Annotated in this window: 11 protein-coding genes; 7 read left to right on the forward strand and 4 right to left on the reverse strand. The window is 59.9% G+C overall.

Annotated features, from left to right (window positions below):
• Window positions 1-734 precede the first annotated feature (734 nt).
• From DW180_RS08515 to DW180_RS08535, 5 genes are read left to right on the forward strand one after another with little or no spacing between them, the layout of a single operon-like run.
• Window positions 735-1,385 carry a hypothetical protein gene (locus tag DW180_RS08515; protein WP_199408098.1) on the forward strand — a complete coding sequence of 217 codons (651 nt, stop codon included), beginning with the start codon at window positions 735-737 and terminating at the stop codon, window positions 1,383-1,385.
• 1 nt (window position 1,386) lies between these two features.
• A complete protein-coding gene (locus tag DW180_RS08520) occupies window positions 1,387-4,449 on the forward strand; it encodes a type III restriction-modification system endonuclease (RefSeq protein WP_033499421.1) in 3,063 nt (1,020 codons plus the stop codon).
• 1 nt (window position 4,450) lies between these two features.
• Window positions 4,451-5,335 carry a DUF4238 domain-containing protein gene (locus DW180_RS08525; RefSeq protein ID WP_022349656.1) on the forward strand — a complete coding sequence of 295 codons (885 nt, stop codon included), beginning with the start codon at window positions 4,451-4,453 and terminating at the stop codon, window positions 5,333-5,335.
• Window positions 5,336-5,359: 24 nt separating this feature from the next.
• Window positions 5,360-5,578, forward strand: a complete 219-nt coding sequence (locus DW180_RS08530) for a hypothetical protein (protein ID WP_022349657.1) — start codon at window positions 5,360-5,362, stop codon at window positions 5,576-5,578.
• 51 nt (window positions 5,579-5,629) lie between these two features.
• The gene (locus tag DW180_RS08535) at window positions 5,630-7,333 is read left to right on the forward strand and encodes a DUF262 domain-containing protein (RefSeq protein ID WP_022349658.1); all 1,704 of its coding nucleotides are present in this window, start codon (window positions 5,630-5,632) and stop codon (window positions 7,331-7,333) included.
• A 3-nt stretch (window positions 7,334-7,336) separates the two neighbouring features.
• Here DW180_RS08535 and DW180_RS08540 read toward each other — a convergent pair whose 3' ends face one another.
• Genes DW180_RS08540 through DW180_RS08550 form a run of 3 tightly spaced genes read right to left on the reverse strand, consistent with a single transcriptional unit; the run spans window position 7,337 to window position 9,043 of the window.
• The gene (locus tag DW180_RS08540) at window positions 7,337-7,762 is read right to left on the reverse strand and encodes a hypothetical protein (RefSeq protein WP_118238400.1); all 426 of its coding nucleotides are present in this window, start codon (window positions 7,760-7,762) and stop codon (window positions 7,337-7,339) included.
• Between the two features lie 5 nt (window positions 7,763-7,767).
• Window positions 7,768-8,838 carry a site-specific integrase gene (locus DW180_RS08545; RefSeq protein WP_022349660.1) on the reverse strand — a complete coding sequence of 357 codons (1,071 nt, stop codon included), beginning with the start codon at window positions 8,836-8,838 and terminating at the stop codon, window positions 7,768-7,770.
• A 1-nt stretch (window position 8,839) separates the two neighbouring features.
• On the reverse strand, window positions 8,840-9,043 hold the full coding sequence (locus tag DW180_RS08550; protein ID WP_006681531.1) for a hypothetical protein: 204 nt from the start codon (window positions 9,041-9,043) through the stop codon (window positions 8,840-8,842).
• Between the two features lie 140 nt (window positions 9,044-9,183).
• Here DW180_RS08550 and DW180_RS08555 point away from each other — a divergent pair, with 140 nt between their 5' ends.
• A complete protein-coding gene (locus tag DW180_RS08555) occupies window positions 9,184-9,597 on the forward strand; it encodes a helix-turn-helix domain-containing protein (protein WP_022349661.1) in 414 nt (137 codons plus the stop codon).
• Window positions 9,598-10,214: 617 nt separating this feature from the next.
• Here the strand turns inward: DW180_RS08555 and guaA are convergent.
• Window positions 10,215-11,813 (reverse strand): glutamine-hydrolyzing GMP synthase, encoded by a 1,599-nt coding sequence (gene guaA / locus DW180_RS08560; protein ID WP_118238401.1) that lies wholly within the window; start codon window positions 11,811-11,813, stop codon window positions 10,215-10,217.
• Window positions 11,814-12,080: 267 nt separating this feature from the next.
• Between guaA and DW180_RS08565 the strand changes: the two genes are divergently transcribed.
• Window positions 12,081-13,094: an asparaginase gene (locus tag DW180_RS08565; protein ID WP_118238402.1), complete on the forward strand. Its 1,014-nt coding sequence runs from the start codon at window positions 12,081-12,083 to the stop codon at window positions 13,092-13,094.
• The last annotated feature ends 14 nt before the right edge of the window (window positions 13,095-13,108 follow it).

Below are 13,108 nucleotides of genomic sequence, written 5' to 3' on the forward strand. Positions count from 1 at the left end.
GCGCCGATGCCCCTAAAGTGGACACACATTTTGTCCTATAAGCCTTATTTTCATGTGATTGTCCTCCCTTTACTGCCCCGAAGGGCATAAAAATCCCCAGCAGTAAAATACTTTTACCACTGGGGATGATAATTTGCGGACATACACATATGCAGCATACACCTGTTTGTGAGTGCTGTTTTTGGGGATATGTCAAAATTGATAAGGCAAAAGTATTCTTAAATTGGGTACAAAAAACTAAGCCACTACAAAAGGGACTATCATAATCCTTTGTTCCCACTATTTGATTATAGTTTTATTTAAGAATACCTTGCCGCATATTTTTTACTCCTTTTCTGGACTTGAATTATTATATCACATCAGTTTTAGGAAAACAAGTATCTAAAAGAAATTTTTCTTCCCCTTATATGTAACAATCATACCGGCTTCCTAACGTTCAGAATGGTTTCTACTGTCTGCTGCGGTGTTTGGTTGGAATTGTCCAGCCAAAAGCCGATCCGTGGTGTTGTCTGCATTTTACTAAATACAAATTCAATGTATACAGAAAGAAATATATAAGGAGTGGGAGGGATTCCGCCGTAGTCGGCATTGTAGGAAAATCCAAAAGTTTAGATTTTCTCAAAATGCTTATCTTTTGGTCTTTGGTTCGGAATAGTGTAGTGCTGGCGGTCTATCTATTGTTTTCGGTTGCTTGCTTCTTTACCGTACATGAGCATTTAAGCACGGGTGATATTGTGCTTGATTTTTTCTCAGGCTCAGCATCGACCGCCCATGCCATGTTCCTGCAGGAGCTCGGAAAAGATGATCGCTATCAGTTTATCCTTGTCCAGCTTCCAGAGCCTTGTGACCCGAAACGCGACGCCTACAAGGACGGGTATGAGACTCTCTGCGACATAGGCGAAGGACGCATTCGCCGCGCAGGCGACAAAATCAAAACCGAGCTCGAGGAATCCAACCGTCAACTCAAGCTTGGCGAGGGACCCAAGCAGCTTCCCGACATCGGCTTCCGTGTGTTCGAGCTCGATGAGTCCGGCATTGAGAAGCCCGAGCCCGGTCAGCTCCTCTTCGACGTGGTCAAGCCCGATCGCTCCGATATGGATATCGTCTTCGAGATGATGCTCAAATGGGGCCTCGAGCTCACGCTGCCCGTCGAGAAGTCTGAAGCCGCGGGCTATCCCATCTGGTCCGTCGCTTGCGACGAGCTCGTCTGCTGCATGTCCCGAGGCCTCACCATTGAGGCGCTCGAGGCCATCGCCGACATGGAGCCCAGGCGCGTTCTCATCCTCGATTCCGTCCTCGACGACACCCTCAAGCTCAACGCCGTGCAGATCTTCAAGCACGCCGGCGAGCGCATGGGCTGTGAGATCGAATTGAGGACGGTCTAGCATGGCGGCGCTCGAGTTCAAGTTCTCATCCGACCAGCAGCACCAGCTGGAGGCCATCGAAGCAACCTGCGACCTGTTCCGCGGACAACAATTTATTGGCAGCGTATTCTCCGCCGATTCCGGCCGCAAAGGCCAGACGGCAATCGGCGAGCTCATGGTCGGCCACGGCAACGAGCTTCGCGTGGCGCCGGGCCAGCTCCTCGACAACCTGCACGCCGTGCAGGAGGAGGGCTGCCTCCCGGCAACCGACGTCCTCACCGATGGGCGCCTGCGAGACTTCACCGTCGAGATGGAGACCGGCACCGGCAAGACCTACGTCTACATCCGCTCCATCTACGAGCTAAACCGCCGCTACGGCATCACCAAGTTCGTTATCGTCGTGCCGAGCGTGGCCATCCGCGAGGGCGTCCTCAAGAGCCTCCAGACCACCCGCAGGCACTTCGAGACGCTCTACGACCGCACGCCGCTCGACTACTTCGTGTACGACTCGAAGGACATGGGGCCGGTGGGTAACTTCGCCACGTCGAGCTCCATCCAGGTCATGGTCATCAACATCGACGCGTTCAACAAGGGCCTCGAGAAGGATGGCACCGCGAAGGAGGGCAACCTCTTCCACCGTCCCAGCGAGAAGCTCACCGGCGGCTTCAGCCCTCGCGAGCTCGTGAGCGCCTGCAAGCCCGTCGTCATCATCGACGAGCCCCAGAGCGTCGACAACACCAAGCAGGCCAAGGCCGCCATCAAGAGCCTGAACCCGCTGTTCGTGCTGCGCTACTCGGCCACGCACAAGCAGGCCTACAACATGATCTACCGCCTCACGCCGGTCGACGCCTTCGAGCGCCACCTGGTGAAGGGCATCTGCGTGGACTCGATCAAGGCCGAGGCGAACCTCAACGGCGCGTACGTGAGGCTCGAGTCCGTCAAGTCCGACCCGTTCTCCGCCAAGGTGTCCATCGACGTGCGCCAGGCCGACGGCACGCAGAAGCGCAAGGCCGTCACGGTGAAGACCGGCAACGACCTCTACCAGAAGAGCGGCGAGAACAGCGACTACGAGAGCGGCTGGGTGGTCAACAACATCGGCGCCGCAGTGGGCGACGAGTTCATAGAGTTCCAGAACGGCGAGGTGCTCGAGCTCGGCGAGGCGCTGGGCGACGTCAACGAGGAGGTCGTCAAGCGCGCGCAGATCCGCCGCACCATCGAGGACCACCTGGCCCGCCAGTTCGAGCTGTGGCCGCGCGGCGTGAAGGTGCTCTCGCTCTTCTTCATCGACCGCGTCGACCGATACCGCGTCTACGAGCCCGAAGTCCACGGCGGCCTGTACGCCCTGATGTTTGAGGAGGAGTACGCAGGTGCCCTGAACTCGAAGGCGCCTCGTCGCATCGCAAAGGCGGCGGGGATCGGCAAGGGCACGTGGCTCGAGTGCTACGAAGCCGTCGGCGCCCCGCTGGTGCGCGACCCCCACGCCGTGCACCAGGGATACTTCGCCAAGGACAAGAAGGGCAAGTTCAAGGACTCCAAGGGAGCCGCCGGCACCGCCGACGACGCCGGGGCCTTCGAGCTCATCATGCAGAAGAAGGAGACGCTCATCTCCTTCCCGGACGGCAAGGACGCGGACAAGGACGTCTCTTTCGTCTTCAGCCACTCCGCGCTCAAGGAGGGCTGGGACAACCCCAACGTGTTCCAGATCTGCACGCTCGTCGAGACAAAGGACAACCTGACCAAGCGCCAGAAGATCGGCCGCGGTCTGCGCCTGTGCGTGAACCAGGATGGCGAGCGCCTGTACGACCCAGAGGCGAACGTGCTCACCGTCATCGCGAACGAGAGCTACGACGACTTCGCCAACGGCCTGCAGAAGGAGCTTGAGGCTGAGGACTTCAAGTTCGGCGTCATCACTCCGGAGAGCTTCACGAAGGTCACGGTCAAGGGCGATGATGGCGTCGAGGAGCGCCTGGGCTACGAGAAGTCCAAGCAGGTCTACGACCACCTCGTCGCGACCGGCATGGTCGACGACAAGGGCGCGGTGACGCCCGAGCTGAAGGCGGCCGCCGAGGAGGGCAAGGTCGAGCTCCCCGCCGAGCTCGAGCCTGCCAAGGAGCAGGTCGAGGCGATCATCATCCACAAGTCCCAGAGGGTCCAGATCCGTGACAAGGCCAAGGAGGTCTCGGTCGAGCTGCAGAAGGACGTCACGCTCGACCCTGCGTTCCAGGCCCTGTGGGACCGCATCCGCCAGCGCACGCGCTTCCAGGTCGAGGTCGACTCCGGCAAGCTCATCGAACATGCCATCGAAGCTGTCGACGGCATGCTCGCCGTGCGCCCGCCCCAGGTGACGAGCGAGCGTGCCTCGCTGGGCATCGACGACGCGGGCGTGAGCGCCGAGGGCACGGGCACCTCCGTGGTGTCCGTTTCGGGAAAGGTGAAATACGACCTTCCCGACCCGATCGCAGAGCTGCAGGACGCCGTCGGGCTCACCCGCGGCACCATCAAGGCGATCCTCGAGGGCTGCAGCCGCCTCGACGAGTTCGAGATCGACCCCGCGACCTTCCTCGCGCAGGTCGGCGACAAGATCAACCGCGTGAAGAACGACCTCATCGCCCAGGGCATCAAGTACGTGCGCCTTCCCGAGGACGAGTGGTACACCATGCGCGACCTCGAGCTTGACGACTACACGGCCTACCTTGGGCAGAACGCGTGGAAGCCGGACATGACGAGCAAGAGCCTGTACAACTACGTGGTCTACGACTCGGCGGGGGTCGAGCGCTCCTTTGCCGAGGCTCTAGACAAGCAGGAGGAGGTTCTCGTGTTCGCGAAATTGCCCTCGGCGTTCAAGATCGACACGCCGCTCGGCAGTTACAACCCCGACTGGGCGTACGTCGAGGAGGCCGACGGCGAGCGCCGCGTGTACTTCGTGACCGAGACCAAGGGCGGCAAGAACGGCGAGCCCGCCCTGCGCGACGCGGAGAAGATCAAGATCGGCTGCGCCAAGAAGCACTTCGAGGCGCTGGACCTCGGAAACGACTTCCATTACAACGTGCGCACGACCTACCAATACGAGGCGGTGAAGGCTTAGGATGTCGAAGCTGCCCGGAAAGATGACGCGAAAGCAGCACTGGGTGCCGCGGTTCTACCTGCGCCATTTCGCGGATTCCTCCGGGCAGCTTCATGCCTACAGCAGACAGAAGGGCTCCTTCTTCCGCACGAATTGCGAGAACCTTTGCAGCATGCGCGATCTTTATGAGGTCGAGCATGCCGATGCGACAGGCGATGCGACAGACAGATTCTATGCGCAGAACCTCATCGAGGTTAAGCTATCTGAGCTCGAGAGCCGCATCGCGCCGCTTTACGATCGCTTTTTGGAACGCCAGAAAGAAGACCAGTGCGAAGACGAAGGGTATTCTGATGGGAAAGCCGCCGTTTGCGAGCTGGCAGCAAATATCATCGTCCGGCACCCTATCAGTATGCGCGTCGACAAGAAATGGTCACGCGAGACTGCCGAAGAGCTGCTCAGAAACGTTCATCTGACACCCTATGAGCTCGGCTTGCTCGATTGGTCGGATTGGCGCGGGGATTCCCAAGCGGTGGTCGAGCTTGCCGCCGCCGCAACCATGCTCTTCTCCAACGATGATATTGTGCCAGTTAACCGTATTCGAAAGGCTTTTTTTGAGAAGAGCTTCTCCATCCTTAGGGCACCCGTCGGCTCAGGGTTCGTTACGACGTCGATGCCTATGTTCATCATCGGGCCCGAGGACGACTCGTACGATTTTCATCTCGCGTATATGCCGTTGAGCAGTGAGTATGCTGCGGTCTTTTCAGATGACCCTCTATTTCCGCCGTTTGCGAGACTCGGTTTTTCGGGCGTCGAGTTCATGAACCGACTTCTTCTGCTTAACTGCGAGCATTGGGATGTCGCCATATCGAGGGGAAGCGGCCCGCTCGAGCACGCGGTACGCGATTGAAGTCAAGCGAACAGTGCCGAATTCATGCACGAGATGTTCACGCGCGACGGCAGGGAGCTATCCCTCGACACAGTGATCTACGACCGCTCGAAGAAGAAGGGGCAGACGATGATCGATACCATCGACCGTGGCTGCCTCGAGGGCGGCTGCCTTGATGACGAGGACCTGCGCATCATCTTCGAGCACCTTCTGGGGAGAAGACGGCAAGGACCGGGAACATTAAAGGGTCAAGCAGCGTATTGATAAAATTGACCCCGCCAGCAATAACCGCAAAGGATAGATAGGGCTTTAAGGATGGATGCAGGAAAAGCAACGATAAGCGGCGTGTTCAACGGATCGCGCCTGCTCGAAATACCTTTTTACCAAAGGGCGTACGTCTGGGGAGAAGAGCAATGGGAGCGTTTCCTCGGCGACATGGAGTTCGTCACGGCCTCGAAGCGGCCCTATTTCCTGGGCTCCATCATCCTGAAGCAGGCCTCCTCCGGCAACACCTGGTCCGAGGTCTCCGAGGTTCGCACCGTCATCGACGGCCAGCAGCGACTCACGACCATGGTCATCTTCTTCAAGGCACTCTGTGCAAAAAACGGCACCAACAATTTGTTTGAGCGAGATTTCGTCCTGGAGACCGGCGATGTCGCCTTGCGGCACGGCAAGTACGACCGGCAGGATTTCGAAAAGGTCGTCAGCGCCACGGGCTGCGAACCCCTCGAGGGCTCCTCGGCCATCGTCCTTGCCTACAACTACTTCCTCAAGAATATCGACCCGGAGAAGGTCGACAGGAACACGATCAAGTCGAACGTCCAGTTCGTCTGCATCGATCTTACCGAGGGCGAGGACGAGCAGCAGATATTCGACACCATCAACTCGCTCGGGGTGCGCCTGACGACGGCGGAGCTCCTTAAGAACTACTTCTTCAACCGCGAGAACGAGCAGGCGTTCAAGGAGTGCTGGGAAGACGTCTTCGAGCCCACGGCTGAGAAGAGGGAGTATTGGGAGCAGGAGATCGTTACCGGGCGCATCAAGCGCACGCTCGTCGACCTCTTCTTCGACGCGTTCCTCCAGATTCTGGTCCAGGACAAGAGGCGTGGCGTCACGACCGAGGACAAGCTCTTCTATTCGCGTACTTCGAACCTCTTCCAGTCCTACAAGGATTTCATCGGCAGGTACTGCAACGGCGACAAGGTCGAGATTCTCGACAACATGAAGGCGTATGCCGAGGCGTTCGAGTCCACGTTCGACCCTGGCTACTGCGACGCGGACATCCCCTCCGCTTCCGGCGTCGAGCGCCTGAACGTGCTGATATTCGGCCTCAAGAACTCGACGCTCATCCCGTACGTGCTCTACGTTCGAAAGAACGCGGAGTCTTCGAGCGAGGAATCTAAGATCTACGCCCTGCTTGAGAGCTACATCGTCCGCCGAATGCTGGTTCAGGCGACCACGAAGAACTACAACAGGCTGTTCACCTCGCTGATCTTGAACGAGGTGAAGGACGCGGAGGCGCTGAGGAAGGCTCTCGAAGCCAATGACGAGGCGACGACGTACATGCCCGGCGACGCCGAGGTTCGAGCGGCATTCGAGGAATCGTGTCTGTACAACCTCCAGTCCAAGGGCGTCCTCTATCTGCTGGAAAGCGCCATTCGTCCGGGCATGAGCAGCACGGCCCTGCTCGGGTTCAACCAGTACACCCTCGAGCACATGATGCCCAAGAAGTGGCGCAACAAATGGGGAGCCCTCGACGATGAGGCTGCCACGCGAAGGGACCGGAAGCTCCTCACGCTCGGCAACCTCGCCATCATCACGCATTCGCTCAACGCCTCCATCCGCGATGCCGATTGGCCCACCAAGAAGCAGGGAAAGGGATACAAGGACGGCCTTGCCCTCTGCGCCGCCGGCCTTGCGACCATGGCCGGCGCCCTAGAGAAGGAGTCTTGGAACGAGGGCGATATCGCCGATCGCGCCGAATGGCTTGCGGACAAGGCGTTGGAGGTCTGGCGCTAGGCCCTACCTGCGTCCCATCTCGAAGATGCTTGCGGTGTCGGAACCCACATCGATGACGGATGGAACCGGCTCTTCCAAAAACGTAGTTCGTGGCGATGTCTCTTCCGTCGGCGCGTCAAGAGGCTCGCCGAGCGCTAGGAAGAACCTCATCACGTGCTCAATTCTCTGTTGCAGGGACTCGCTCAGCTCGCCGTAGGAGGCCGCCAGCCGCACCTCCTTGGCCAATTCCGCCATCGAGTCCCTCAGTGCCTTCTGCACGCTCACGGAGGGCCTCACCTCGACCTGGGTATCGGTGAGCTTGGCGATGATGTAGTCCTGCCTGTTCATGCCGCTCCAGGCTGCCATCTCGCATATGAGCTTGCGCTCCTCGGGCGTGCAGCGGAACGCCATCGTCTTGCTGCGCTTGCGGGCGCTGTTCTCGCACGGCATCCTTCTTACCCCCTCGCCCCGTCGAGCGCGGCGGCCATCTCGTCCTGCTTCGTGGGGAACAGGTGCGCGTAGCGGTAGGTGATGTCCACCGCCTCGTGGCCCATGCGCTCGGCGATGGCCAGCGCGGAGAAGCCCATCTCTATCAGCAGGCTCACATGGCTGTGGCGTATGTCGTGTATGCGGATGCGCTTCACGCCCGACGCCTTGCACCCGCGCTCCATCTCGTGGGCCAGGAAGTGCTTGGTCACGGCGAACAGGCGCTCGTCGGGGGCGACGTCGTCGCGCATCTCGATGAAGTCCGCCATCTCGTCGCGCAGGAAGGCGGGCATGACGATCGTGCGCACGGACTTGGGCGTCTTGGGGTCGGTCACGGTGTCAACGCCGTTGAGGCTCTGGTACGACTTGTTGATGCGCAGCCGCGAGCTCTCCAGCATGAAGTCGGACGGCGTGAGCGCCAGGAGCTCGCCGCAGCGTATGCCCGTCCAGTAAAGCAGCTCGAAGGCGTGGAATGAGAGAGGCTTGTCCATGACGGCCTCGCTGAACCTCAGGTACTCGTCCTTGGTCCAGAACTGCATCTCGCCGCCCTTCTTCGAGCCTATCTTGTCGACCCTGCGCACCGGGTTGTCGCTGAGGCCGTAGTAGCGCTCGGCGTGGTTGAAGATGGCGTTGAGCTGGTTGTTCACTGTGCGCAGGTACGTCGGTGCCCAGGGCTTCCCGTCGGCGTCCCGGTGCTCGGTGAGCTCGTTTTGCCACCTGATGACGTCGATCGGCCTCACGTCGCACATGCGCATGTCCCCGAAGAACGGCACGAGCTTGTCGTTGATGATGTACTCCTTGGTGATCCACGTGTGCTCGCGTATGCGCGGCTTCACCTCGGAGGCGTACACCTCGACGAACTCGGAGAACGTCATGTCCATGGCCCCGCCGTTAAGGCTCTTGAACTGGCTCTCCCACACTGCGGCCTCCACCTCGGAGGAGAAGCCGCGCTTCGTCTTGTGGCGCTTCGAGCCGCGGGCGTCGCGGTAGTAGCACTGCACGTAGAACGTGCCGTTGCCGTCGTCCTTGTACACGGGCATGTCAGTCCACCTCCGGGAAGTACAGGGCGTCGAAGACGTCGCTTCGAACGCGCCCGCGGATGACCACGCGCCCGCGCGCCTCCTGCTCGGCGTTTATCTTCCTGATCACCTCGTAGGCGCTGCCTTTCTTGATCCTCAGCAGCTCCGCGACCTCGTCGGCGTCCAGCATGTGCGGCCTCGGCGTCTTCGCCACCTTCTCGTCCATGGCTCCTCCAATCAATGGCGTACGGATACGTACGGTTCACAGATTCAGAGTAAACGTACATATCTGTACTGTCAATAGAATTGCGTACATTTGCGTACGCTGATAAGATGTGCTGGTACGTAATTCCAGGAGGAGGGCTCATGTCCGTAGGCGAGAACATAAGGCGGTACCGCAAGTCGCGCGGCATGACGCAGGCGCAGCTCGCCGAGGCGGTCGGCCTGACCGAGGGGGCCGTGCGCCACTACGAGAGCGGCATCCGCGCCGTGAAGCCCGAGCTGCTCGAGTCCATCTCCGCGGCGCTCGGCGTGTCCGTCAACGCCCTCAAGGATTACGGCGTCGAGACTGCGGGCGACCTCATGTCGCTGCTCGTGCGGCTCGAGGACTCCTTCGGCATCGTGCCCGCAGCCGACGGCACGGGCCTCTCCCTGAACCCCAAGGCGCCGCACGCGCCCAAAGCCGCGATGGCGATCGAACTGTGGGCAGAGAAGCGCGCGCAGCTCGAAAACGGCAAGATCGACGCCGACGAATACGAGGACTGGAAAGCCTCGCTGTAGCGGCTCTCCGCATTTCGCGATCAACGCAACCGAATCAGGACGGTGGACCAGGCGGCGAGCGCCGCTCGGGCCTGCGTAAGCTGAGTTTTTACTCCCCATTGCATGCCAAGGCATTTCCGGCGCACCTGGGGAGTAAATGACGCGGTGGCTTACACGGCGGCACGCGGCAGTACGCCGCGGCATTTCCCCTGGTTACTCCCGTTTTCATTGAGGCGGCGAGATTCTTTACTCCCCATTAACCACCTGGGAAAACGCTGTGAGAAGACCGCCGAAAAGCCTATTGAGTTCGATTTGAGTTTCACAGGCCCCGAAACGGCCCCGTTTGGCTCTCGGAGACAAAAATCGCGCGTCTACTCACTTGGGATGAATCCTTACTCCCGTTCCTCCGAATGCCGCACCGTGCCTTGCCGTCTTGAAATACGGGGAGCAAATCGCGAAATAGCAGGTGAAAGGGAGTAAAACGACAAAGAAAAAGCCTCCGTCCCAACGCGGGAACGGAGGCTAGATCATCGTATTTACTCACCAACATCGCTGGCGGCTTTGCCGTGACTCTCGTACGAAACGAAACTCAGCGGCACAGTGCGGCACTCAAAAATGCAGGTCAGAACCCTATCAGCCTACTCCCACTCGATGGTCGCGGGCGGCTTGGACGTGATGTCGTAGCACACGCGGTTGGCACCGGGAACCTCGGCAACGATGCGGCCCGAGATGCGGGCCAAGACGTCGTAGGGAAGCTTGGCCCAGTCAGCGGTCATGGCGTCGCTGGACTCGACGGCGCGCAGGATGATCGGGCGCTGATAGGTGCGCTCGTCGCCCATGACGCCAACGGACTTGATGTCGGGCAGGACCGCAAAGTACTGCCAGCAGCTGTGCTCGGAGTTGCGCTCACCGGTCTGCTCAAACAGGCGCTGGTTGTAGGCGTCGAGCTCCTCGCGCACGATGGCATCGGCATTCTTGAGGATCTCGAGCTTCTCCTTGTCGACCGCACCGATGATGCGGATGGCCAGACCCGGGCCCGGGAAGGGCTGACGGAACACGATGTGGCCCGGCAGTCCGAGCGCCAGACCAAGCGCGCGAACCTCGTCCTTAAAGAAGTGATCGAGCGGCTCAATGAGGTCGAAGTGCACGCCCTCGGGGAACGGAATCAGGTTGTGGTGGCTCTTGATGGTGGCCGTCTTGCCGCCCGTCTTGCGAGCGCCGGACTCGATGATGTCGGGGTAGATGGTGCCCTGAGCCAGGTACTTGACCGGCTTGCCATCGGTCTCGAGCTGCTGCGCCACGGCGAAGAACTCTTTCCAGAACTGCGTACCGATGATGCGACGCTTCTCCTCGGGCTCAACCACGCCGGCCAAAAGCTCGGCATAACGGTCTTCGGCATGCACATGAATGAAATCGACATCGAACTGTTTGGTGAAGACCTCCTCCACCTGCTCGGGCTCACCCTTGCGCAGCAGACCGTGGTTGATGAACACGCAGGTCATCTGCTTGCCCACGGCGCGGGCGCCCAGCGCAGCCACGACGGAGGAGTCGACGCCGCCGGACAGGGCCAGAATCACGCGGTCGTCACCGACCTTCTCGCGGAACTCGGCCGTCATGGTCTCGACCAGGTTGTCCATGCTCCAGTTGGGCTCCAAGCCGCAGATCTCAAACAGGAAGTTGCTCAGCAGCTGCTGACCGTACTCGGAGTGCTTGACCTCGGGGTGGAACTGCGTGGTGAAAATCTTGCGCTCGACGCACTCCATGGCGGCAACCGGGCACACGTCGGTGCTGGCGGTAACGGTAAAGCCCTCGGGCACCTCGGAGACGGCATCGCGGTGGCTCATCCACACGGTCTGCTCCATGGGCGTGGAGTTAAAGAGCTTGGCGCCAGCCGTGCGTGTGATGGTAGCGCGGCCGTACTCGCCCACCTCGGAGTAGCCGACCTTGCCGCCGAGCGTCACGGCCGTAATCTGATGGCCGTAGCAAAAGCCCAGGACGGGAAGGCCCAGGTCAAAGATGGCGGGGTCGATGGACGGAGCGTCCTCGGCGTACACGGAGGCCGGACCGCCGGAAAGGATGAGCGCAGAGGCGTTCATCTCGCGAATCTCATCGGCCGATATGTCGCAGGGAACAATCTCGGAATACACGTTGAGGTCGCGGACGCGACGGGCAATGAGCTGACCGTACTGCGCACCAAAGTCGAGTACGAGGACCTTTGCGGAAGCCTTTTGATCCATGGTATCCCCTCTTGTTGGCGGGGAGCCGGTGCCCACCCGCGTGAATGAACGAAAATAACCTCCATAGTGTACACGTTATATGGGGTTTCTCGTCCCTCGCAGCCATCAGCGCACGGCAAACGCACGACCAGGGCCCCTATTTGACGGCAATTGAAGTGTTACCAAACGTTACGGATGATGTAATACGTTTGAACATTGGACGCCCTGTGCCACAATACTGCCGAACGACTCCGCCTCTGCGGCGGCAAATACGATAGGAATACCAGCATGAAGCGCATCCTTCTCATCGCCACGGGCGGCACCATCGCATCGACCGAGGACGGCAACGGCCTCTCCCCCGCCCTGACCGGTGAGGAGCTCGCCCAGAGCGTCCCCGAGATCTCAGGCCTCTGCGAGCTCGACGTCGTGCAGCCCATGAACATCGACAGTACCAATATGCGTCCCAGTGACTGGATGCGTATCCGCGACGTCATCGTCGAAGGCTATGCCGACCACGACGGCTTCGTGATTCTGCACGGCACCGACACCATGAGCTATACCGCGGCAGCACTTTCCTATCTGATTCAGGACAGCCCCAAGCCCATCGTACTCACCGGCTCGCAAAAGCCCATGGGCAACCCCTTTACCGACGCCAAGCTCAATCTGTACCAGAGCCTGCTCTATGCGCTCGACGAGCACTCGCACGATGTGTCGATTGTGTTTGGTGGCGTCGCCATTGCCGGCACGCGCGCCCGCAAGCAGCGCACCATGAGCTTTAACGCGTTCATTAGCGTCAACTATCCGCCCATTGCCTACATCCGCAACGACCGCATCGTGCGCAACGGGCTCCACGGCACTCATCAGGGCGAAAACCCGGTGCGTTTCTACAACAGCATCGACCCGCGCGTGTTTGTCCTTAAGCTTACGCCCGGCGTGAACCCGGGTATCCTGGACGCCCTAGCCGATAGCTACGATGCTGTAATTCTTGAGACCTTTGGCATTGGCGGTATTCCCGAGTTTGGCGAGTCCGGCGAGTCATTCCAGGAGGCGATTTTCCGCTGGGTCGATTCGGGCCGCACCGTCGTTATGACCACGCAGGTCCCCGAAGAGGGCCTCGATCTGGGCGTTTATGAGGTCGGCCGTGCTTACGCCGATCATCCGGGCATTCTGCGCGGCGACGACATGACCACCGAGACGCTTGTGGCCAAGACCATGTGGGCACTCGGCCAGTCACGCGATGCCGCCGAAATCCAGCGCCTGTTCTACAGCCAAGTCAACCACGACCGCATCCCGATGGCGTAATTCAGTTGTCGACG

Origin of the sequence: Collinsella sp. AM16-21 (genome assembly GCF_003471905.1) — a bacterium.
In the GTDB taxonomy this organism is placed as follows: domain Bacteria; phylum Actinomycetota; class Coriobacteriia; order Coriobacteriales; family Coriobacteriaceae; genus Collinsella.